16 protein-coding genes are annotated in these 24,133 nt (G+C 39.4%); all 16 read right to left on the reverse strand.

All coding sequences use genetic code 11. From position 1 onward, the window contains the following. Positions 1 to 34 precede the first annotated feature (34 nt). The 16 genes from JBW_RS20350 to JBW_RS20425 all read right to left on the reverse strand — a co-directional run bounded on the left by JBW_RS20350 (position 35) and on the right by JBW_RS20425 (position 23,529). The gene (locus tag JBW_RS20350; protein WP_036680337.1) at positions 35 to 1,543 is read right to left on the reverse strand and encodes an AMP-binding protein; all 1,509 of its coding nucleotides are present in this window, start codon (positions 1,541 to 1,543) and stop codon (positions 35 to 37) included. Positions 1,544 to 1,726: 183 nt separating this feature from the next. Then, a complete protein-coding gene (gene bioA, locus JBW_RS20355; protein ID WP_007953672.1) occupies positions 1,727 to 3,115 on the reverse strand; it encodes an adenosylmethionine--8-amino-7-oxononanoate transaminase in 1,389 nt (462 codons plus the stop codon). After that, a complete protein-coding gene (gene bioD, locus JBW_RS20360) occupies positions 3,102 to 3,845 on the reverse strand; it encodes a dethiobiotin synthase (protein ID WP_007932549.1) in 744 nt (247 codons plus the stop codon). The genes bioA and bioD overlap by 14 nt, the downstream gene beginning before the upstream one ends. 42 nt (positions 3,846 to 3,887) lie before the next feature. Beyond that, positions 3,888 to 5,057, reverse strand: coding sequence for an 8-amino-7-oxononanoate synthase (bioF, locus tag JBW_RS20365; RefSeq protein WP_007953673.1), 1,170 nt, complete (start codon positions 5,055 to 5,057; stop codon positions 3,888 to 3,890). Continuing rightward, complete coding sequence (locus JBW_RS20370) at positions 5,057 to 5,827, reverse strand: 6-carboxyhexanoate--CoA ligase (protein WP_036680342.1); 771 nt, start codon at positions 5,825 to 5,827, stop codon at positions 5,057 to 5,059. The genes bioF and JBW_RS20370 overlap by 1 nt, the downstream gene beginning before the upstream one ends. Positions 5,828 to 5,876: 49 nt before the next feature. Further along, positions 5,877 to 6,890, reverse strand: a complete 1,014-nt coding sequence (bioB, locus tag JBW_RS20375) for a biotin synthase BioB (protein ID WP_007953675.1) — start codon at positions 6,888 to 6,890, stop codon at positions 5,877 to 5,879. Positions 6,891 to 7,137: 247 nt separating this feature from the next. Then, positions 7,138 to 8,181 (reverse strand): NAD(P)/FAD-dependent oxidoreductase, encoded by a 1,044-nt coding sequence (locus JBW_RS20380; protein ID WP_007953676.1) that lies wholly within the window; start codon positions 8,179 to 8,181, stop codon positions 7,138 to 7,140. Positions 8,182 to 8,343: 162 nt separating this feature from the next. Next, positions 8,344 to 8,889 carry a biotin transporter BioY gene (locus tag JBW_RS20385; protein WP_007932554.1) on the reverse strand — a complete coding sequence of 182 codons (546 nt, stop codon included), beginning with the start codon at positions 8,887 to 8,889 and terminating at the stop codon, positions 8,344 to 8,346. A gap of 328 nt (positions 8,890 to 9,217) precedes the next feature. Further along, a complete protein-coding gene (locus JBW_RS20390) occupies positions 9,218 to 11,119 on the reverse strand; it encodes an ABC-F family ATP-binding cassette domain-containing protein (protein ID WP_007953677.1) in 1,902 nt (633 codons plus the stop codon). A 152-nt stretch (positions 11,120 to 11,271) separates the two neighbouring features. Then, positions 11,272 to 12,828, reverse strand: coding sequence for an acyl CoA:acetate/3-ketoacid CoA transferase (locus tag JBW_RS20395; RefSeq protein ID WP_007953678.1), 1,557 nt, complete (start codon positions 12,826 to 12,828; stop codon positions 11,272 to 11,274). Between the two features lie 40 nt (positions 12,829 to 12,868). Next, the gene (locus JBW_RS20400) at positions 12,869 to 14,275 is read right to left on the reverse strand and encodes a GntP family permease (RefSeq protein ID WP_007932557.1); all 1,407 of its coding nucleotides are present in this window, start codon (positions 14,273 to 14,275) and stop codon (positions 12,869 to 12,871) included. Between the two features lie 318 nt (positions 14,276 to 14,593). Then, positions 14,594 to 16,339, reverse strand: coding sequence for a sigma-54-dependent Fis family transcriptional regulator (locus JBW_RS20405; protein WP_007953679.1), 1,746 nt, complete (start codon positions 16,337 to 16,339; stop codon positions 14,594 to 14,596). Between the two features lie 276 nt (positions 16,340 to 16,615). Then, positions 16,616 to 17,986 (reverse strand): sodium-dependent transporter, encoded by a 1,371-nt coding sequence (locus tag JBW_RS20410; protein WP_007953680.1) that lies wholly within the window; start codon positions 17,984 to 17,986, stop codon positions 16,616 to 16,618. Between the two features lie 312 nt (positions 17,987 to 18,298). Further along, complete coding sequence (locus JBW_RS20415) at positions 18,299 to 20,047, reverse strand: ABC transporter ATP-binding protein (RefSeq protein ID WP_007953681.1); 1,749 nt, start codon at positions 20,045 to 20,047, stop codon at positions 18,299 to 18,301. A gap of 263 nt (positions 20,048 to 20,310) precedes the next feature. Continuing rightward, complete coding sequence (locus JBW_RS20420; RefSeq protein WP_007953683.1) at positions 20,311 to 22,344, reverse strand: methyl-accepting chemotaxis protein; 2,034 nt, start codon at positions 22,342 to 22,344, stop codon at positions 20,311 to 20,313. A 723-nt stretch (positions 22,345 to 23,067) separates the two neighbouring features. Next, positions 23,068 to 23,529, reverse strand: coding sequence for a chemotaxis protein CheX (locus tag JBW_RS20425; RefSeq protein WP_007953685.1), 462 nt, complete (start codon positions 23,527 to 23,529; stop codon positions 23,068 to 23,070). Between the last annotated feature and the right edge of the window lie 604 nt (positions 23,530 to 24,133).

Raw genomic sequence — 24,133 nt, forward strand, 5'->3', positions numbered from 1 at the left:
CTTCGAATATGAAATAAAAAATTCTTCTCAAATTTCATTCTAATTCTAAGCAATTTCCTTCAACTAACCAATTTCGCATTTCGTTAACAGCAATTTTGCCGCTGCTAGTTTTCAAAAACGAATGTACAATAAATATTTTTTTAGGAAGCTTAAATTTTGAAATTTTCTTAGATAACCTTGTCAGCAATTCTTTGCGGGAAAGATTTTCCCCCTCATTCCAGCTAACAGCCACACAAACTATATGCCCCCAATATGAATCAGGCAATCCAAAAACACAACATTCACTGATTTCCGACAAACTGTATAAAGCGGATTCAACTTCAACAGGATAAATATTTAACCCCCCTGAAATAATAACTTGATTGCGGCGGGAAATAATATAAATATAACCTTGGCTGTCCCTGTAACCTTGATCTTCTACTGTTGCCCATCCATTTTTCAAATGAAAACCAACACCATCTCCCCCCGAATAATAACAATGAATAACAAACTTACTTCTAACCCATAAAGTCCCTATTTCTCCAACACCAACAGGACGGTCATTATCATCTCTAAATTCCACTTCAACACCATAAAAAGGTCTTCCAACCGAATCAGCAGGCTGTGGGGAAAAAACATCGTGCACAGTCACAAAGCCTAATTCTGAGGCACCATAATACTCATATAATTTTGCATTAGGAAATATAACACGAATCTCATGTAACATAGATGATTCCAGTTTTGATCCCGATGTAATAATTTTTTTTACCGCTGAAAAACTCTCTCTATTCAGAAGATTTTTTGTTATTTTTTTTAACATCGTCGGTACAAGAATAAGGGTTGAAATATTCTCGTTTCTCAAAAAATAAACCATAGCCGGCATTTCAAAATTATCCAATAAAAAAATACTAGCTCCCAGTTTTAGGCCTTCCAATACGCTATATAATGTTAAACCATGACATAAAGCCCCCGGTGCCAAAATATGTTCTGCAGCACTGATCTTAAACTCTTGACTGCTGGCAATAAAACTTTCCAACCAAGTTTGATGCGTCCTCATAAATGCCTTTGGAAAAGAAGTAGTACCTGAAGTAAAGCCAATAAATAAATCAGAATTATCAATTACAGAGTGTATTAAATCTAAGTCTACTTCCTCACAATATAATTGCTTGCAATTATTGGTTAGATCAATTTTGATGCTATTTTTCAAAATAATATTTTCTAAGTCTTTTGGATCATCCACAACTAAGACATCTATTTGATACCACTCAACAATATCTTCTATTTGTTTACGAGGCCACTTTTTATCCAAAATTACTGCTGTACAGCCGGCAATAGAAGCAGCAAGAAAAAGTTCTACAAACTCACACCTATTATTTAATAACAACCCTAGTAATAAAGGCCTATTATCGCTTCTTCTTTTTCTTGATAGGTTGGCCAGCTTTGTTGCAATCAGTAAGGCGTTTTTTACTAATTGACCAAACGTTCTTTTATTCGCCTTACTAGTTAGCGCGATCTTATCGGGATGACAGTCAGCATACATGATAATGTCATCTGTAATTCGCATACCGAAATCTCCTCGCTTATCTTTTGTTATAACAGCTTGCTTCACTACATATTTGCACATATGTTTCGCAAATGACACAGATATTTTTATCATTACCCATCCGCTACAACATGAACTCATAAAAAACAAACGCAACATGCACTTTAGCATGATGCGTGTTATATTATTAAATTTGCTTCTTCACTAAAAATATGCAGCACCACTTATGTTACTCATAACATTATCATCACTGGTAACTTCTTCTACTGATTTTTTAAGAATTTCCAGCATGCAAACTATATCTTCTATACTACTGGATAAAGGCGGCATAAATACTACTACATCACCTACCGGTCGGATAAAAAGACCATATTGCCGCGCTTTCATGCAAACCGCCCCGCCCATCGTCTGCTCCCAAGGATACGGTATTTTATTTTCCTTATCTTTTACAAGTTCGATCCCGGCGATCATACCGCACTGCCTTGCATCGCCAACATGCCTCAGTTGCCGTATATCCAGCAATTTATCTTCAATCGCCTTTACTTTAGTAGCAAGTCCATCGATTACATTTTCATCACGGAATATTTTTAAATTAGCCAAGGCCGCCGCACAAGCTAACTGATTTCCTGTATAGGAATGCCCATGATAAAAAGTCTTTTTTTCATGAAGATCGCCTAAAAATTGATTATAAATTTCATCGGTAGTAAGTGTTACTGCTAACGCTAAATATCCGCCAGTAATGCCTTTAGACAATATCATAATATCTGGATTAACATTCTCATGTTCGCATGCAAACATCTTTCCGGTGCGCCCCCAGCCTGTCGCAACTTCATCAACAATGAGAAGTACATTATATTTTTTCGTCAGTTCACGCACTTTAGACAGATAACCTGGCGGTGATACGAGTATACCCGCCGTAGCCTGAACCATTGGTTCTAAAATAACAGCAGCAATTTCTTCATTGTTTTCCTGCAAGACTTTTTCTAGAGCTTCTACACAAGCCATACTGCACGTATCCGACCCGACAGACAACGTACAATGATAACATGAGGGAGAAGGTATTTGGATTGGTTCAAAAAGTAAAGGCTTAAAAACACGATGAAATAAATCAATTCCACCAACACTCACTGTACCAATTGTATCACCATGATAAGCCTGGTTAAGTGAAACAAATCGGCTTTTTTTCGCTAAACCGCAATGCTGCCAGTACTGAAATGCAATTTTAATGGCTACCTCTACAGCAGTCGAACCATCATCGGAATAAAACACCTTATTTAAACCAGAAGGGGTAATTTCCACTAATTTTTCTGCCAACTGCGTTGCGGGAATATTAGCCAAACCGATCATTGTGCTATGGGCAACTTTGCCAAGCTGCTCAATAATTGCTTGGTCAATTTCGGCCTTACGATGACCATGGATATTCACCCACAAAGAAGATACACCATCAAAATACTCCTTGCCTTCCGTATCAATAATTTTGTTACCCTTAGCTTCCGCTATCACCGTTTGCTCATTACTTACCCAGCTCTTCATTTGAGTAAAAGGATGCCAAACATATTTTTTATTTTGCAGTTCAATTTCACTCATTCCCATTGCTCCCTTCTATAATATGAATGATACGTTCTATATTCAAATTTAACTTTGCCAACTCAGCCAGGCTTTCCGTTTGTCCCATGGAGACACTCACGGAATCTGCAACAGGAAACTTGCCTAAGATTGGAACTCCCGTCAGACGCTCAATATACTCCATATTGCTCTCTTCTAAAACACCCTTTGCATTCTCATTCCATTTGTTCATAATGATTCCGGCCACATTAATGTTACGCGCCTTGGCATAAGCTACAGTCAGCACAGTATGATTAATAGTACCTAATTGTGGTCCGGTTACAACAACTACCGGCAAATTCAATTCGGACACCATATCAGCAACAAGATACTCTTTCCACAAAGGAGCCGCAATGCCACCGACCCCTTCAATTAGTACGGACTCATAAAACTGGCTTGTATTACGGCAGGCAGCAATCAGGTTGGGAATATCAATATCAATACCCATTTGATCCGCTGCAGCTGCCGGTGTTAGCGCAGGTGTTAAACAGAATGAATTTACCTGCGCCCACTTCTCAACTGGAATGCCCGCTGCTTTCGCCAAAAAAACAGCATCTTCTGATTGTATGTGACCATCAGCATTTACTACCCCGCCAGATGCCAGGGGTTTAATAACACCGACGTGAATTCCACAGTCCCTAAGAGCGGCTGCAATTGCCCCGGTGATTACTGTTTTTCCTATATCAGTATCCGTTGCCGTAATAAATAAACCTTTCATTTATATCCACCCCGTTATCTTAAAATTCATTTCAGCTTTTAACTAAACTACTATTCGCAATCGTTTAGCAGCTGCAGCAATCTTTTCTGCAGCTACAGCTAATTCTGCTTCTTCATGAGCAGCCGATACCGTAATTCGTAACCGACTCGTTCCTGCTGGTACGGTTGGAGGACGAATTGCACTGACAATTACCCCTTCACGCCTTAATTCTTGCACTAAAGCGATCGTCGCTCCCGCCGAACCCACGATAACCGGAATAATGGGAGTTAATCCCTCGCCCACTGGCAGACCAGCATCACGAAGCGAGCGGCGCATAAAACAGGCATTCCTTGACAACTTTTGAACGAGCTCCGGTCTAGATGCAAGTTGCTGAATCGCAGCACGTGCGGCAGCAATTGTTGCTGGAGACAAGGCTGTCGAATAAATAAAACTTCGTGCTTTATTTATTAAAAATTCTATTATTGTTTTACGACCAGCTACAAATCCGCCTTCGGATCCTAATGCCTTACTAAAAGTACCCATCTGAATATGGATACGTTCCTTTAATCCAAAATGGGCTGCTGTGCCGTGCCCGCCAGGACCAATGACCCCGGTTGCATGCGCATCGTCAACCATGACAAGCGCATTATACTTTTCCGCTATATCCACTATATCGTCTACTGGGGCAATATCACCATCCATACTAAAAACCCCATCTACGACAATCAGCTTTTGTCCATTAGATGGACTTTGCGCTAATAGCGAAGATAAATGATTCACATCCGAATGCTGGAATATGGTAACCCGTGCCCGTGATAGCCGGCATCCGTCAACAATGCTGGCGTGATTTAACTCATCGCTGTAGATAGTATCACCAGTACCCACAAGTGAACTAATAACTCCCACATTAGCCATATAACCAGTATTAAATGCTACTGCCGCTTCAGCACCTTTAAATTCCGCTAATTCTTGTTCCAATAACGCATAGTGAGGATGACTTCCTATTGTTAGCCGTGCACCTCCGGATCCCGTACCGTACTCATTTATTGCTGCCATCGCAGCCTGTTTTATAGCCGGATCATGAGTTAACCCCAAATAATTATTTGATGCAAGTATTAGATACTCTTTTCCATCCATTTGCGCGTGCACCGCATCCCGAAAACTGTATGTATAAAGTTCCCGGTGCAATTCTAATTGTTTGATCTCAGTCAAATATTTTGACAAAAAATCCATTATAAATCTTCTCCTTCAGTTGGAACCGTAACCAGCACTGGTTGTTTCTCAAGATACTTGCAGAGCTCTGCAACATTGCTATTTTCGCGTATAAAAAACACCCGTCCTCCCAGTGAACTGCCGTACGGTTTTAGTTTTGTAAACCGGATATACCCCTTTGCTGAGGCTACATACCCTGTAACATATTCTGGATCATCAGACCAACAGAGTTCTGCAATCACACCTGGAGCGGAAACAACCTTAGTGGCAAGAATCATACCTTCCCGCACATGAATCCCTTGCAATCCCTGGCACTCCATCCATTGATTGAGAACATCTTCATCATTGCTATCCATACGTGATACCCTGATACCACGCATGCCGGTATTATCTAACCGCTCTCCAGTCTTGGCACATACTAACATAGCTCCACGCATACTATCCGTTAATTTCACCAATTGCTCCATACCACGTTCCACCGCTTGATTGCTCACTCCAATAGATAGTAACTCGGATTTTGCTGCAGCACGACCGGCCGTAAAATCCAAAACATCAACAGTCCGCGCAGGTAACAAGCGTACTGGTTTAACGATTTCCCTGGGGACAGCTTCTATTGTAATATTCACAAAATCTGCACTCCCCCGCGTATGCGAAAAAGCTCTTTCCAACATATCCTGCGTAATTTTTCCGAGCCGCTGCAAAACCACCAATCGTTCCGCACCCGATATATGCCGCCCACCCATTTCATGAGCGCCCCCTTGCGCCGATCTCATTCTAACGCTATAAAGCACTTAATGACCCCTTTTCTTTTGGTTTCGTTGATGAATAATAGTAGTATCATTACAATACAGCATGAATAGCTTGTTTAGCAGAAAGCGGACTCAGTTCTAAATCATAAATCATCCTTAAATCGGTAGAATAATCCCGTCCATGGGTTGTTAAATATCCGCCAATCATCATACCATTGATACCGCTTCTTAGGCTCAATGCCTGCAAATCACGTAGATTCTCTTCCCGCCCTCCCGCGGTACGCAAGCCGCGGTCCGGCAGAATAAATCGGAATAAAGCAAAGCTTTTTAAGACTTCCAAAGGTGTTATCGGTTGCAGATTCTCCAGTGGTGTCCCTTTCATTCTATGCAGTATATTAAGCGGCACGGAATCCACGTTCATTGCTTTCAAAGCAAACGCCATCTCTAGACGCTGTGACATACTTTCCCCCATGCCAAGAATGCCCCCCGAACAAACTTCAAGTCCTGCTTCTTTAACAACCTTGATCGTTTGCACACGATCCTTGTATGTATGTGTATTGCAAATAGAAGAATAATGACTCTCGCTCGTTTCAATATTATGATGATAGCGTGAAACACCTGCCGCTTTTAACGCCTTGGCATTTTCAAAAGATAATAACCCCAGAGAACAGCATACATGCAGCTTTGTTTCCTGTTTGATGCGTTTTAATGCTCTTAGAATTTTAGTAAACTCTCCCTCATCCCCCATGCCTCGCCCGCTAGTCACTATTGCAAAACGTAATGCCCCTCCATCTTCAGCCTGCTTTGCAGCAGACAGCAATTCTTCTTCAGTCATAAGCGGATACACGTTTACCTGGGTATGATGATGAGCCGATTGAGCACAAAAAGCACAGTCCTCAGAACACATCCCTGAACGCCCATTAACGATAGAGCATAAATCTACATCTTTGCCAACGTACTTTTGCCGTATAGCATCAGCCATCGCAAGTAAAAATGGCAAATCTTCTTCATTTATATCCGCTAATGATTGTGCATCCTCCATTGTTATTTGCCCGCCGGCTACTATCCGATTTCCCAATTCCATTATCAATTGCACATTTCTCATTTAATATTTCCTCCTCATTTATTCAACAAAAAATTCAACTTTGTCAATAGAATAAATTTAATTCATTTACTTTATATTAACATAATTTCCAGTTAATTTCCAGTTAAATTTCCAAATATCCCCAATTTATAAAATGTTTTCTTGTCTTAATAATGAGTAAATAAACATAATATAAAAAGGATTGTCTCAAAAATTGAGACAATCCTAAAGATCGAGAAAGCAAAATAATAAATCTATCATTCCTATATTAAGATGATAAAAAATCTGAAAATTTTGGAGAAACCCTAGCAAGAAGTTCCCACTGCCTTATCATATACTGTCTTTCCTGCAAAACATATTTTTCATACGTCTTTATTAGTTGTTGTGCGTTGACAATCTGTCCTTTTGTATAGACAGATTGAATTGCTTCTGCAACCTTACATCCGCTTACTAAAGCACTAGATATTCCTTCCCCCATAGGATTAAGAAAATTAGCGGCTTCACCTGCAAACAATACTCTGCCTTTTCCTAATGTAACCGAATGTCCAGGGGTGATATATGGTATAATCCAGCGTTCTTCTTTAACCTGTGGTTGTATTCTTGCATTATAATAAGACTGAAGGAAAGAAAGAAATCGAGAATGATAGTGCTTTATTTTATTGGGATCTTTCACTCCTACTCCAATAATAAGAAAATCATCTTTGACATTAAACCATGCATCATATTCGGATAATTCAGGGCTCAAATATGCATGAAAAAACTGACTATCCAAATCAATACTTCCCTTGGAAAACGTCTGGTAAGTAGCAATATAACTGTTTCGTTCCTGTAATAAATTCTTTTTAATAAGACTGCCAGCACCGTCACATACGATAACAACAGCCGCCTGTTCATAATATGTTTTGCGCCCTTGTAGTTCAACCGATACATGATCGGATCCTTCTTTACAAGAAATAGCGACTGTTGACGTTCTAATCTCAGCACCACTATCTTTTGCCGCTAGAGCTAGCCAATGGTCAAATAAACTTCGCCATATATTTAACCCACTACTTTCAAATGTAAACGCTTGATTTTCTTCATTGGTAATAATAATACCCCGGCTTACATTCGGTCTGCATAGAACCGAATCCGGTATTTTACCAAATTCATTTTTCACTATTTCCACAGATTTTGGTATCAAAATACCCGAACATGACTTTTCGCGCGGCATTTCCAGCTTTTCAATCAATAACACTTTATATCCAGCAGCCGCTGTCCGTTTAGCAGCCATACACCCCGCAGGTCCAGCTCCTATTACTATAACATCATACATATTAAACGCTCCTCTTCAGCAAGTAATAAAATCAAGCTATCATAAATGCTGCATTAAAACTTTTAAAACCAAAGCATTTTTATCCAATCTTACTTAATGTTTCATTGTACTATATATGCTGGAACATAACCCTACCAAGAAGTATGATGGGCTTGCTCCCACCTAGCCTTTGAACCGTAACAGAGAACGATTTACAAGTGCCCCTATCCATGTTGCAATAAAAGCCTTAACCAAATCCCCTAGTAAAAAAGGCAACACTCCAGCTATCAAAGCATTTCCCAAGCTTATATCGGTAATAAAACTTAGCCATACGACTCCAAACAAGTCAACTACCATAACCCCACCAGTCACATTAGCTAGCGCCAGTCGCCAAATCCGGTTCTGCCTCCCTCTCAGCCAGGCAATCAGCATCACTCCGATGAGAAAACCAAAATAATAGCCGCCGCGCGGTCCCAATAGAATGCCAATGCCACCACTCATACCTGCGAAAACTGGCAATCCTGCCGCTCCCATCAGAATGAGTGTAATCACGCTAAAAGCTGCTTGTCTGACAGTTAAAATACTGCCTGTTAACATGATGCCTAAGCTCATTGCAGAAATAGGACTCGGGCTCATGGGAATCGGAATCGAAATTAAGCCCAGCACAGCGGTCAGGGCGGCAAAAAATGCCGAATGAACCAAGTCTGTTGGTCGGTTTTTCGTGTCCATTTTCCCCCTCCTACTTTTTGTTTTAAATGGTAATTTTTTCATAAATCAGCACTTTAAATAGTATAAAAGAAAATATACAAATGGTCAACTATAATTTCCACAACCCCTTTATAAAACACAAGGCGACCACAGCAGGAAATAGTTGAAACAGGGATTATCTGTTGAAGAAACAGCTAGACAAGCTATGTATTCCTATTGAATTACTGAAAAAATACTTGTAAACCAAAGAGTAAATGAAACCCTGCAAAATTCCATTAAGAATTTTGCAGGGTTTCTTCAAAAAGGGAGAATTTTGAATTGCTTTTTTCTACTTCTACACCTAGCCTATTTACTGTTGTCCAATTTCTTCAGCCAATTCATTCAAATAGGTCCAGCGCTCTAGCAGCTCTTCCAATTTTTTCTCAAGTTGCTGCTGCACTTCTGTTAACTCCTGAAGCAAGGCAAAATTACTACCAGTATTATTGATACGTGCCCCAACAATCTGAATCTCTTTTTCCACACTAGCAATTACATCATCAATTTCTTCATACTCTTTTTGCTCTTTAAACGTAAACTTCCGGGAACGCTCTTTGGGTCTTTCACTTTGCGGCTGCTCACTGCTCGTCTCTTTTCCCTGATTCTGCTTTTCCTCGTCATATGCCAAGGCACTTTGGTAATCCGAATAACCGCCTACATATTGCCGAATGCTCCCATCCTTTTCAAAAGCAAAGACTTTCTCTACAACTCGATCTAAGAAATATCGATCATGAGAAACGGCAATGACTGCACCAGGAAAATCATCCAAATAATCTTCTAATATGGTCAGCGTCTGAATATCCAAATCATTGGTAGGCTCATCTAATAACAATACATTCGGTGATCCCATTAAAATACGAAGCAAGTACAAGCGGCGTTTCTCCCCGCCAGACAATTTGCGAATGGGTGTCCACTGCATCTCTGGAGAAAAGAGAAATCTCTCCAACATCTGAGAAGCTGTAATAATACCACCATCGGCAGAAGGTATGAAATTGGCCTCTTCTTTGATATATTCAATCACCCGCAACTCTTCATCCATGTCCGTATTTTCCTGGGAGAAATAACCGATTTTTACGGTCTGTCCAATTTCAATCACACCACTATCAGGATTTAATTTTTGCGTTACCAGGTTCAGTAAAGTTGATTTTCCGCTGCCATTGGGTCCTACAATTCCCATCCGATCATTGCGCAGCACAATATAACTAAAGTTCTGGATGATGGCACGTTCTCCAAAAGATTTACACACATTGTCTATTTCAATAATCTTCCGTCCTAGACGACTGGCACCTGCTATAATTTCCACTCGATCCTGGCTTAAATCAACCTTCTCATCTGATAGCTTCTCAAAGCGTTCAATCCGAGCCTTTTGCTTGGTAGTGCGAGCTCTGGCACCTCTTCTCATCCATGCCAATTCATTACGCAGTAAATTCTGGCGTTTATTTTCACTTGCCTCTTGGTCGGCTTCCCGCTGCATTTTTAGTTCCAAGAACAGACTGTAATTTCCCGTGTAACTATATAAATTGCCCTTATCTAGCTCAATGATACGATTCACTACACGATCTAAAAAATAACGATCATGAGTAATCATCAGCAATGCGCCTTTGCGTTTATGTAGATACTCCTCCAACCAAGCCACCGTATCATTATCGATATGATTGGTAGGCTCATCTAAAATTAAGAGATCCGCCGGATGAATCAGAGCACTTGCCAAAGCGATGCGTTTACGCTGCCCACCGGATAAAGTGCCTACCTTTGCTGTAAAATCGGTTATACCTAACTGCGTTAAAATGATTTTGGCTTCACTCTCAAGCTGCCAGCCATTCATACCATCCATTTGCTGACTGAGTGCAATAAGTTGTTTTTGTAAACCTTGATCTTTCGGGTTATCCTCAGCGGCCAGCAGCACCTGTTGGTATTCCCTCAGCAATTTCATGATCGGTGAATACCCCTGAAACACCTGATCCAGAACCGTATCTGAAGGATTAAAAGAAGGATTCTGGGCTAGATATTGTACTTCTATGGTGTTGCCAATCATCACCTTCCCATCATCCGCTTCTTCCAATCCAGCGATGACTTTCAAAAAAGTAGATTTTCCTGTGCCATTCACACCAATCAAGCCAATTTTATCATTTTCATCAATACCAAAAGAAACATTACTAAATAAATTCTTCATACCATAACTTTTGGATAACTTTTCAATCGAAACTATATTCATAACGATACCTCTCACCAACAAAATCTTACTATACCTATTATACCTAATGATGGCAAGTATGCAAAATCAAATGGTGAGTTTAACTTCTAAATACAGCACCTACATAACAATGCGATTACATCCTTTTATGTCATAGACTTTTTATCAGATTTTCAAATCTTGATACCCATGATCTCATCGCGGAAGATACGCTCATCCATCATTTTAATATTTGGCGAAATAATTGGTTTGAAATCCATAAGTGCCAGAATATCTTTATCAATATCTACACCTGGTGCTATTTCTGTCAGCATTACGCCTTTTGCTGTCAGCTCAAATACTGCACGTTCGGTAATATACATGACCGATTGTTGTGTTTTTTGTGCATATGTACCACTAAAGGTAATTTGCTCAACATGGTCAAGAAATTTCTTAACTTTCCCCTCATTAACAATTTTCAATTTTCCATCGGCAATGTTAACCTTCAGTCCACCTGCAGTAAAGGAACCACAATATATAACCCGCTTTGTATTTTGTGTAATATTGATGAAACCGCCGCACCCCGCTACGCGGCCCTTAAATTTACTAACATTAATATTTCCATATTGGTCGGTTTGTGCTAACCCGAGGAAGGCCAAATCCAGACCACCGCCGTCATAAAAATCAAATTGATATGGCTGGTCAAGAATGGCTTCAGCATTCATTGCAGCTCCAAATCCCAAGCCGCCTGCCGGGAGACCACCGACAGGACCAGACTCTACCGTAAGCGTCATTGTATCACCAATGCCTTCTTCATTTGCCACCATGGCAATGCCTTCTGGAACACCAATTCCCAGATTTACCGCTGCGTTAGGGATAAGTTCCATAGCTCCACGGCGTGCAATTACTTTGCGCTCATCAAGAACCATAGGGGCAATTGTAAAGAGCGGCGCACGAGCCTCCCCGCAATATACAGGATTATAGCTGCATGGTTCAGCATAGATCTGTAGATGATTATCTGGATTTTCATTCACTACAACATAGTCCACGTTAATTCCGGGAACTTTTACATTCATAGGATGCATGCTGCCATTTTCCACAATGCGTTCTACTTGTACGATAACAATACCGCCTGAGTTTTTGGCAGCTTGCGCCAGAGAGAGAAGCTCTAAGGATACTGCTTCATGTTCAATCGTAATATTACCTTTCTTATCCGCACTAGTGCCGCGAAGCAATGCCACATCAATGGGAAAGGGTTTATACCAAAGCCACTCTTCACCTCCTAACTCAATCACCTCGACCAAGTCTTCCTTAGTAACGTCATTGATCTTACCGCCTTCCACCCGGGGATCTACAAAAGTATTCAGACCTACCTTCGCAATAACCCCTGGTTTTCGTCCGGCAACATTACGAAACCAATGGGTAAGAGTGCCTTGGGGGAAATTATAGGCTTCAATTTTATTTTCCACGGCAAGTTTACCGAGTTTTGGTGCCAAATTCCAGTGTCCGCCGATTACCCGTTTCACCAGCCCTTCATGTCCAAAGTGGTTTGCGCCACGATCCTTACCGTCCCCCTGCCCGGCACAGTATATCAACGTAAGGTCAATTGGAAGTCTTTCCTTTAGAAAGCTTTCTTCAATTGCTCCAGTCAATGCATCTGGATTACCACAGCCTACAAATCCGCTTGTTGCAACAGTGGCACCGCTTTTAACCAATTTGGCAGCTTCTTGTGCACTAATGATTTTAACCATATCCTTCACCTCAGTACGTGTCTTTCGACACAATTTTTAATTAATATAATCCAGTAAGTAAGTGGAAAAAAACCACTATAAATGCGACACTCGTTTTCATTAGGGTTAATGCGAAAATATCTTTGTATGCCTGTTTATGAGTCAATCCACAGACGACCAATAACGTAATGATGGCACCATTATGTGGAAGGGTATCCATGCCGCCTGATGCCATCGATGCAACTCTATGCAGGATTTCAGGAGACATACCGATGGATTGAGCCCATGCCAGCCAATCTTTTGACATTAAGTCCAATGCAATGGACATGCCTCCTGATGCTGATCCGGTAACACCCGCGAGAGTAGTAACCGTCACCGCTTCAGAGACTAAAGGTGTACCTCCTATTTTTATACTCATTAACGCACTTGAAATGGCTTTAAAGCCCGGTAATGCTGCAATAACGTTACCGTAACCTACCTCAGAGGCAGTATTCATGATGGCAAGTAATGAGCCGATAGCCCCGGCATTCATGGCTTTTGCCAAGCTGCCGCCTTTTGGTATCGATTTGTACCCTAAGCCCATGGCAAGTAAAATACCGATGACCAAAGCAATAATGAGTGACCAAATACTAATGACATTTTTAATATTGGCTGCTACCATTGGTAATTTCATTGCTTGAAATGGTTCAAGCATCGCCGGATTCCAGGCAAAGAAGTTGATCATCACAAAATTAATAATCAATACTGCCAAGAGAGGAATAACCCCAATATACCAGGAAGGTAGTTTAACCTCTGTATCTAAGCGTATGTCAGGCTCATTGATCGTATGCTCGCCATACCCTTCACCACTAGTAATAGCCGTTTTATATCGGTGATTTAAATAGAAAAGACCCGAACCGATCAGAATCGTGCCGCCAAAAATACCGCATATGGGAGCTGCATAGATCGTCGTGCCGAAAAAGCTAGTGGGTATAATATTTTGTATTTGAGGAGTACCAGGGAAAGAATCCATCGTCGCAGTAAATGCACCAAGAACGATAGCCGCAGGGATAAGCCGTTTTGGTATATTCGCTTCTCTAAATAGTGCAGCGGCAAAAGGATACACCGCAAATACCACCACAAACATACTTACACCACCATACGTTAAAACCGCTCCGGCTAACGTAACAGCAAGAATAGCACGTTCCCTTCCTAATCCTTTTATAATTGCGTGAGCAATACCTTGAGCCAGTCCAGTGTCCTCCATAATTTTGCCAAAGATGGCTCCCAGCAAGAATACAGGAAAAAAAGACTTTATATAGGTCACACCTTTTGCCATAAAAAGTTCGGTATAAGCCGGCATGATTGGCAGACTAGACATACTGGCAGCAAGCAAGGCAAATATCGGAGCAAATATAATAACTGAATACCCACGGTAGGCAAAGCAAATTAACAAAATCAGACTTGCTATAATACTGATCACTTCCATAACCTTAAACCCCCAATACTTTTTTACTTGGTACTACAACGTCCAAACCTCCCTTCTTTGCATGATGCCACTTTCACATTTATAGTAAGTTGCAAGATGTATGCCAAAGTGAAAATAATAACAAACATAGACAAGTAACAGCCTTTAAGCAGAAAAGATAGCATTGATATTGTCTGAAAATACAGACAACTATGTATGGTTTTCAGACACAACAAAACAACTCATGACGAATCCGCTTTGTAATGTTACATAATAACATCAACGGAAGTTAGCCATGAGTCAGAAATAGTCTATAGCAACCAGTAAACACATTGCCTTTTAACGTTTTTTACCAGGAGAGTTATACCCGATACCATATTTTTTTAATTTTTCATAAAAAACAGACCGATTTACGTGTAGCAATAGTGCAGCTTTACTTTTATTACCACCAGTATCCTCTAGCGCTTTTAGAATTGCATTTTTTTCTGCCTCATATCGTATTTCAACTAATTCAGCTCTAGTTGATTCCTTTTCTACGTGCTGGGGTTTCAGTATTTTTCTCATGATAGGGGCTAAATGTTCTGGTAAAATACAGATTCCTTCCTCCATGATGTTGACAGATCGCTCCAAGATATTCTCCAATTCACGGATATTGCCTGGCCAAGAATAGGCTTTAAGCACCTTCATAGCTTCTGGCGATATACAGTCAACAAAGCGTTCCAATTTCAAACTGATCTTTCTGAGTAAGACCTCACACAATAAAGAAATATCCTCCTTATGATCCCTCAGCGGTGGAATCTGGATGGAAACGATGTTCAAACGATAGTACAAGTCTTGCCGGAAATGCCCACTAGCCGTCAACGCTTCCAAATCTTTGTTCGTAGCAGTAATCACCCGTATATCCAGCTTAATGGTCTTAGTTCCACCAATTCTTTCAATTTCCCATTCTTGCAGCACCCGCAATAATTTCACTTGCATACCAAGGGGCATATCACCAACTTCATCCAAAAAGAGCGTGCCTCCGTTGGCCAGTTCCATCTTGCCAGGCTTACCACCTTTTCTCGCTCCAGAAAACGCACCTTCTTCGTAACCAAACAACTCTGATTCCAACAAATTTTCTGGTATTGCCGCACAATTCACTTTAATAAATGGCCCTTGGCAGCGAAAACTCCCATTATGAATAGCATGTGCAAAGAGCTCCTTCCCCGTGCCGCTTTCTCCCAAAATCAGCACAGTTGAACTGCCTTTAGCCGTTCTTTGGGCAATATGCTTAACCTCTTCAATTTTTTTAGTTTCTCCAATAATATCTTCAAATGTATACTTGCCACCTAACGTCTTTCGCAGTCTTTCTTTATAATATTCAAGCTCATGCTGGAGATGGCTGATTTCATTAGCCAGCCGCTTCAAATCCTTGATATCTTTAAATACGACATGACCAACAGCACAAATAATTTCATCATTTTTTACAATGGGAATGCGGGAAACAATACAGTTATTACCATTCATTTTCTGTATTACATTCATTTCCCCTTTTCCATTTTCGATAACCTCATGCAATTGGGTATTGGGAATCACTTCCGTTACCTTTTTGCCAATCACCTCATGGGGCTTTTTATCCAAAACAGCATAATACGCCGGATTCATCATGGTAATAATCCCCTGCTTATCTACCACCACAATCCCTTCTTCAATGCTTTCCAAAACATATTGCAGCGTACATTTTAGCTTTGTTACTTCTTCTAACTCAGCAGCCACTTTACTAAGCTCAGTAATTTCCTGAAAGACTGCGATTGCACCGATAATCCGCTTTTCTTTCCATATTGGCGTCGAGTTCATCAAGACATGAGTCATACCGATTTGAAACCGTTGATTGAATTCGGCAGCCCCCGTTTCTATTACTCTTACTAATCGATTATCCGGAAGAATATTATCCACTATACATCCAATAGCCGCAGTACTTTTAAGGCCAATAATCATTTCTGCCCATTGATTCATGAAGATTATGATTCCTTTTTTATCAACCACGACAATCCCATTGTTTATCGAATTTAGAGTTGCATGAAAGTCTTCAATCATGAACTGCATATTCACACTCCTCTCACCTTTTTCAATTATTATCATGCTATTTTTGCAATATTATGATAATAATTGAAATTCGTAGGGTTTATTTAACATGCAATGCATGTATACGTAATTTTTTTCACAATGAAAGGCAATCTTTATCGTCTAGTTACAAGAATAGGTTTGAAACCATTATAGCAAATTAAACTCAATTTTTCTACGCAGTTCATGATTCTATCTATAACCCCCTCTGATCCGATATTATATCTAGGATCAGAGGGGGTTATCCAGCATTAAACTCTACATTTTTAGTATGCCAATGGCATTCAAGAAGACTACAATCAGTAATACGGGAGTTACATAACGAATCAGCAAGAAGTATACATTGACCAATCCTGCAATTTTTAACTTTCCATGATTGGATAATTCAGCGACTACGTCTTCACGCTTTATCGAATATCCCATTAATAAGGCAATCAATAATCCGCCCAATGGCATAAAAACATTAGAAGAAATATAGTCAAATAAATCAAAAAATCCGAGTCCAAAGAAGGTAATATGCCCCAACATACTGGTCTTGTCAACCGATAAGGTTGCTAAAATACCTACTATAAACATAATTACTGCTGTCAGAATCGCTGCGCCTTTTCGCGACATGCCCTTCTCCTCAGATAAATACGCCACAGGCACTTCTACCAATGATAACATGGCAGTAGTCGCAGCAATAGCCGTTAAAAAGAAAAAGGCAATTAATAATAGATTGCCAAAAGGCATTTGAGAAAATACCAAAGGTATGGTCATAAAGAGCAATCCAGGCCCAGCCGTAGGCTCCATACCAAAAGAAAATACAGTTGGGAATATCGCTAAACCTGCTAACATGGATACTAATGTATCAGATAAAGCCACTTTAACTGCCATACTAAACATATTGTTCTCTTCAGTAAAATAACTGCTATAAGTCATCATCGTGCCCATACCAAGGGATAATTTAAAGAAAGCCAGTCCTAAGGCTGCTAATATAGCCGCAGCTGATAATTGTCCAAAATCAACATGAAATAAAAATTGAATCCCCTCTGCAGCTCCCGGTAAGGTCAAAGCACGAATATCACAAATAATAATCAGAATAAATAATAATGGCATTAATGTCTTGGTAATCTTTTCAATCCCTTTTTTTACACCCATTGTTAAAATACCGGCTACTACAGCAATTACAATGAACTGCCATAAAATAGGTGACAATGGCCCCATAATCACATCACCAAATTGGGCCTTAGCTGTCTCCATGGTAACGTTAACAAAATCTCCCGAAATTGCTTTAAATAAATAATAATATACCCACCCAGCTACACAGCTGTAAAAAAACATAATCAGATAAGAGGACGCAACGCCCATAATCCCAATGTTCTTCCAAGGGGTACCGGGTTTTAACTCTTCCAAGGCACCTACAGCATTCTTCCTAGTTTTCCTTCCAATGTAAAACTCACTGAGCATAATCGGTAAACCAACAAATAAAATACAGCAAAAATAGACTAATAAGAAAGCACCGCCGCCATTTTGTCCTGTTAAGTAAGGAAACTTCCAAATATTACCTAACCCAACTGCTGATCCTAGTGTTGCAAAAAACACTGCTAACCCTGAAGAAAATGTTTCTCTTTTTTTAACTACACCCATGACTTCACTCCTATTTTTTATTTGCTCTAATCATTAGTCCTTTCGTTATGACTGTAAGTTTACAAAACAAGAAAATTTCACACTCTTTTAAGTTATTTTTGTAATATTCACACATTACAAACGACTCTATTGCTAAGTCTCTTTGTGTAGTTATTTACGAGCATAACAGTATATATAATAACATACATTTTTCATTTTGAAACTTACTTTTGCTTTCCAGACTAAATAAAAATAGGTTAACATATTCCTCCGCTTCACAAAGAATATGTTAACCCCTATGAACAGTTCGCTGATCTTCCCTTTTATGCTAACTTATTTGTTTAGCTCCTCTAATCCTTCGAACTGCATATTATAATACTTGGCATAAAGTCCATCTTGCAGCAGCAGCGTTTCATGATTTCCTCGTTCCTGAATGCCCCGATCATTAATCACAATAATTTCATCCGCATTTCGTATCGTGCTTAACCTGTGGGCAATGACAATGGTCGTTCGATCCTTAGAAAGCTGCTCTAATGATGCTTGAATATGACGCTCGCTCTCATTATCTAAAGCGGAAGTAGCCTCATCCAAAATTAAAATTTTAGGATTCTTTAAAAAGACGCGTGCAATCGCCAGGCGCTGTTTCTGTCCACCGGAAAGACGAACCCCTCGTTCTCCTACATAGGTGTCATAGCCATAATCAAGACTCATAATAAAATCGTGAATGTTGGCATTCTTGGCTGCCTTAATAATTTCCTCCTCAGCAGCCTTAGGCTTGCCATAAGAGATATTGTCCCGCACACTGCCAGCAAACATATACACGTCCTGTTGTACAATTCCGATGTTACTTCGCAGGGACTTTAGCGTAACGTCACGAACATCCTTGCCGTCAATTGTCACAGAACCCTCTGTCACATCGTAAAAGCGGGGCAGCAAAGAACAAAGGGTCGTCTTGCCTCCTCCAGATGGACCAACCAAAGCTATGGTTCTTCCAGCTTCTATCGATATTGTCACCTTTTCCAGCACTTCAGTAGTTTTGTCATAATAAAAAGAGACATCCTTGAAAGCGATCTCACCACGCACATTGGTAAGAGATATTGCATCCTCTTTATCCACAATTTCCGGCTCCGTTTGCAGTACATCAACAAAACGCTTAAAACCAGCGTAGCCTTTTTGAAACTGTTCGGTAAAATTAATAAGTACATCAAGAGGATTAATAAAGATGCCAATGTATAGAGCATAAACCGCCAGGTCCGTGAGCTGCATCGTACCATTGGCAATAAAGGCGCCGCCAAAGACCAGTACTGTCACATAAAGCAATCCTTCAAAGAAATTGTTTCCTGCATGAAAACTGCCCATTATTTTGTAACCAGTTTCTTTAGAATCTAAAAACTCAACGTTGCTGCTTTTAAACTTTTCGCTTTCGATCTCCTCATTGGCAAAGGATTTGACTACACGAATACCGGAGAGACTATCTTGTACCCGAGAGTTCACATTGGCAATTTTCTTTCGATTATCCATAAAAATAGCCTTCAGCTTTCGGTTTTGATAAACACTGAAAACTACCATGATCATCGTAACGCATAGGAGAATCAATGTCATTTTCACATGAATCAGCATTAGCAGCGCGAAAGAACCAATTATCTTTAATATGGAAATAAATAAGTTTTCCGGTCCATGGTGTGCCAGCTCTGAGATATCAAACAAATCTGAAACCAGTTTGGACATCATTTCCCCTGTATTGTTTTTATCGTAATAGGAAAATGGAAGACGCTGCAAATGGTCGAATAAATCCTGTCTCATATCGCTCTCCATTCGAGCCCCCATTACATGTCCCCAGGAGGTAATATAGTATTGGCAGCCATAGCGAATGAGGTACATCACAATTAACCCCCCACCAACATAACCAATCCCATGCAAAATCTCGTCTGAACTTTGGGTAAATAAACCTTTGGTAAGGAGGTTTAAAATTTGCGGAAATGCGAGATCAATCATGGACATAGTTAATGCACAAACCATATCCGTATAGAATAAGAACTGATAGGGCTTATAATATTGAATAAACTTCTTTAAAATGAACATCTGAAAAATCTCCTTTAATCGACGAGGCTACAATCAAATTATTGTTGACCTGTTATAATTCTCCATATAGTATAACATCTTTTAAATCAATCTTTCCAATGAATACGCGGGTGATTCATGCTAAATTATATTGTTAGTGCTAATACTTCAAAAATAAACGTCTCAACCTTAGATAGAAGTATTCTATGATTTACATAAAGTACCTTTTATCTAGGATTGAGACTTGTTTACTTTAGGGATTCTTATATTTTACATATTCGTAATTAGACTCGAAACTTTGCAACCCCCTCTTGCAGCGTACTGGCCAAAGAGGCTAAACTATGACTGGCAGAAGCAATTTCCTGCATGGATGCAGATTGCTCTTGTGTTGCAGCGGAAATCGTCTGGGTTTCTGCTGCATTCTCTTTGCTTACAATCTCGATTTCGTGAATTGAGCCTACCAAGGTCTGACTGCCATCAACGATCTGTTGAATGGCCTCGGATATTTCTTTTATCTGCTCGGAAAATTGAATAATGGACTCGACGATGATAGTAAACATCTCTCCCGCGGAGTTAATAACGATAATTCCATCCTTTACCCGTTCCAAACCAGATTGAGAAGCAGCAACAGCCTGCTCCATATTGATCTGATTCTTCTGAATCACGGCCCCAATCTGCTGCGTAGCTTGATTAGACTGCTCTGCCAGCTTTCGAACCTCTTCTGCTACCACAGCAAAGCCGCGTCCATGCTCCCCAGCTCTTGCAGCTTCAATGGCAGCATTTAATGCTAATAGATTCGTTTGGCTGGCGATTGTTGAGATCAGATTTACCATTTCACTAATTTCTTGCGATCCTGCAGCAAGCTCCGTAATTGCACTTTGTACCGCTGCCGAACCGTGGCTAATATCTTGCATTTGAACAATTGCTTGCTCTACAGACTGTTTTCCTTTTTCAGCCTCTTGGGATGCATGTGTGGCAATTTCAGATACGCCTTGGGTTGTTGTTAATATCTGTTCCGTGTTAGTCGACATTTGTCGTGCTACAGCAGCAATACGATCCGCCGAATTTGCCTGTTTTTCCGTACCGTGTGCAATATCAGTAATGGAACCCGCTATTTGATTAGCAGCATCTGCTGAATGATTTGCACTGGCCGTTAGCTCTTCACTAGAAGCCGCTACATGCTCCGCCTGAGATTTTACATTGGTAACCAAAACACGTAAATTGCCTCGCATATCTCGAAAGCCTTTTGCTAATTGACCAATTTCATCATGGGAAAAGACTTGAATCTCTTGTTCACTAAGATCCCCATCTGTTAGTATCAAACATTCATCTCGAATGATCTGAATGGGTTTTGCAAAACGCTTGCTCAAGAATATGATAAATAAGATGGCGATAATAATACTTGCAATTGAAATGGCGATCATCATGTACGCCAATGTAGTAATTTCTTTGTTCACTTCCGCTTCTGGCGCTGCCACTGTCATAATCCATTTAGATCCATCGGGCAATGGAACAGGAGTAAAAACTCCCATCTTTGTAACACTATCAACAAAACTATAAGATCCCTCCATCTGCGTACCTGTTTCATTTACGGTTTTAAACAAGGAAATTAAGCGATCGTCTAATTCTTTTGTCGGCAAATTCAGTTGAGGATTAATTTGTTTTTCGTTTAATTTTAGTTTGCCTATCATTTCTGGGTTCCTAGGGTATGCAATGACGGTTCCTAAATGATCCGTCAAAAATCCATAACCAGTTTCCTTAAACGTTATACCTTTTACTAACTCTGTAAGTCTGTCTAGTGAATATGTCCCTCCCAGAACTCCTGCCAACTGACCATTATTAAAAACAGGTGTAGCTAAAACCACGGATAGTTTGCCTGTTGTATTAGAGACTAAGGGGTCTGAAATAACGGATTTTTGAGTAGTAAGTACCTTTTGAAAATATTCCCGGTTATTATATTGACCTGTAGAGTTGTCTGAACGAATCCCCGAACCGTTTAGTGAAACAAAAAAAATCGCATCAAAATAGCCTATACGCTTTTGTGTTTCTGCCATAGCTTGAACAATTTCTGCTTTATTCGTACCATTCTTAATACGCTGGGTATTGGCAAGATCATCTAAGCGAATCAGCTTTTCTTGTAAGTCAAATTGTATTTTATTAGCATAATCCGTCCCAATTGAAGCTGCAGTCTCATTTACACTATGAATCAAAAATTTATTTGATAGATAATAACTAACACTAGATAATATTCCAAATGATAAGATAAATAAGGGAAGCAACATAATTAAAAATCTAGTTTGAATACTGGTTACTTTCATAAGATGAGCCTCACTTTACAAATAATAATATTTCGTCTCTCAATTTTTGCAGCATAGCCTGGTGGTAGTAACTTTTTAGGAATCACCAGTAATGTTCATTTGAATAGTACCTTGACCAATCACCCCCATTTCTTTGCAGATGATGAATGTAATATAAAAATGGCATTTAGGACTTCACTTTCATACTAAGTACGTAGGAAATGACCTAAAAAAGCATATAGAAAAAACCGATAATGTAACATAATAGAATTGTGTTACATTATCGGTTTTTATGTAAATTTAATAAATACTAACAGTATAAGGGGATTGTTTTATCATAAAGAATAGAAAACCTTGATAATTGCCCTTAGTGAATTGCAATCCTACACATTAAATGAGAGAGTTAATTTGAATGATTACAATATTCGTCATATTTTTTAAAAATATTTGTAAATTATTATAAAATTTGTAAGAAAAAAAGGATTTATCTAGAAAAAAGCGTATTTATATTAGTGTTGTAACACAATTCTATTGTGTTACATCTTTAACATGTAATACGCTTTGTCCTTCTTAGAGTAAGGATTTAACCCAGTTTTGCACAGCTGGAAACCTACTTTATAATACATTAACATAAATATATCTTCTAATTAAGACGAAGACATTCGAATTCTTTTGGACACCTGCGAACAGAGCGAAGCAATCCCCTACTTGTTAGGAGATTGCTTTGCTCTGTTTTATTGCTATTTATCCAGCATTAAGGCCGATGGCCATTTCTATGGGGCAATTGTCTACAATCATTTCAACCGCAATATACGTACTATTACAAACTGCAACTTTCCCATTCCCTTGAAGAAATAAGGGAGGATTGATTTTTATGGTAAATCCAATCTGATTTAAAGACGTAGATGCATGAGAAACAATCATATTGACCAGCTCACAAATTGCACTTTCAGCCATCTCATCAATCGTATCCATCGTTACCCGCCTTAACATCACTGAAGAAATGGTTTTAGCCGTCTGCTCTGTCATATTAAAAATGATATTTCCATCACTTTGACTGCTCATACCAACTTGTATACTAACACCTAGACTATCAACAAATTGTTCTTTCGTAAAGATTTTCCCTCTGACAATGTTTGTAAACCCGACTTTAGGCACCACGCCTATAAAAGCACTCAGAAAAGGGTTAATAAATTTAGCATCCAAACTACTGTCCTCCCATTATATAGTACATTTATTTTAAATTTTTCAACTTTATAAATAGCTCTATACTATTTACCAGCAAACATATTAATCTAAAGACTAAGAATAGACGGACAAATAATCATCCTTACTGTTAGAATAACTCATTTGAAAAATTATTACCTCTTCTAAAAGGTATAGATCTTTAAAATAGGTTGAATAAATAACAAAAAATAACCGTCTGTACCCATTATTTGCATTAGCACTGATTGCCAAGATAATAAAGGTAACATGAATAATGGATTCTTAATGTGTATTATGTTTGCTCTAAATTTTTCAAATTTTGAACTCCCCTGAGTAAAAAGAGTTATATTCTTGGTACTACTCTCGTACAATACATTATGCGAATAGCATCTTAATTGTTTTTATTATTAAAATCCGATATTGATAAGGAGGATTCTAAATGCTTAGCGCAGTCTGTGGTTGTTTGACAAATTCACCAAATACTACGAATACATGCATAGGCCACATCCCTAAGAGTTCTATTTATCTTAGTCGTACATTAAAAGGCCTAACTCCTGATGGCAGATATGTACATCTAATAAAGAACGGTAGAGTAACGTACCAT

The sequence above is a fragment of the Pelosinus fermentans JBW45 genome (assembly GCF_000271665.2).
Taxonomy (GTDB): domain Bacteria; phylum Bacillota; class Negativicutes; order DSM-13327; family DSM-13327; genus Pelosinus; species Pelosinus baikalensis.

What these genes read in the sequence shown, in the direction of transcription:
- JBW_RS20350 (WP_036680337.1), bottom strand. Translation starts at nt 1,543, where the DNA reads ATGCGAATTACAGATGACATTATCATGTATGCTGACTGTCATCCCGAT.
- bioA (WP_007953672.1), bottom strand. Translation starts at nt 3,115, where the DNA reads ATGGGAATGAGTGAAATTGAACTGCAAAATAAAAAATATGTTTGGCAT.
- bioD (WP_007932549.1), bottom strand. Translation starts at nt 3,845, where the DNA reads ATGAAAGGTTTATTTATTACGGCAACGGATACTGATATAGGAAAAACA.
- bioF (WP_007953673.1), bottom strand. Translation starts at nt 5,057, where the DNA reads ATGGATTTTTTGTCAAAATATTTGACTGAGATCAAACAATTAGAATTG.
- bioB (WP_007953675.1), bottom strand. Translation starts at nt 6,890, where the DNA reads ATGAGAAATGTGCAATTGATAATGGAATTGGGAAATCGGATAGTAGCC.
- JBW_RS20380 (WP_007953676.1), bottom strand. Translation starts at nt 8,181, where the DNA reads ATGTATGATGTTATAGTAATAGGAGCTGGACCTGCGGGGTGTATGGCT.
- JBW_RS20385 (WP_007932554.1), bottom strand. Translation starts at nt 8,889, where the DNA reads ATGGACACGAAAAACCGACCAACAGACTTGGTTCATTCGGCATTTTTT.
- JBW_RS20390 (WP_007953677.1), bottom strand. Translation starts at nt 11,119, where the DNA reads ATGAATATAGTTTCGATTGAAAAGTTATCCAAAAGTTATGGTATGAAG.
- JBW_RS20395 (WP_007953678.1), bottom strand. Translation starts at nt 12,828, where the DNA reads ATGGTTAAAATCATTAGTGCACAAGAAGCTGCCAAATTGGTTAAAAGC.
- JBW_RS20400 (WP_007932557.1), bottom strand. Translation starts at nt 14,275, where the DNA reads ATGGAAGTGATCAGTATTATAGCAAGTCTGATTTTGTTAATTTGCTTT.
- JBW_RS20405 (WP_007953679.1), bottom strand. Translation starts at nt 16,339, where the DNA reads ATGCAGTTCATGATTGAAGACTTTCATGCAACTCTAAATTCGATAAAC.
- JBW_RS20410 (WP_007953680.1), bottom strand. Translation starts at nt 17,986, where the DNA reads ATGGGTGTAGTTAAAAAAAGAGAAACATTTTCTTCAGGGTTAGCAGTG.
- JBW_RS20415 (WP_007953681.1), bottom strand. Translation starts at nt 20,047, where the DNA reads ATGTTCATTTTAAAGAAGTTTATTCAATATTATAAGCCCTATCAGTTC.
- JBW_RS20420 (WP_007953683.1), bottom strand. Translation starts at nt 22,344, where the DNA reads ATGAAAGTAACCAGTATTCAAACTAGATTTTTAATTATGTTGCTTCCC.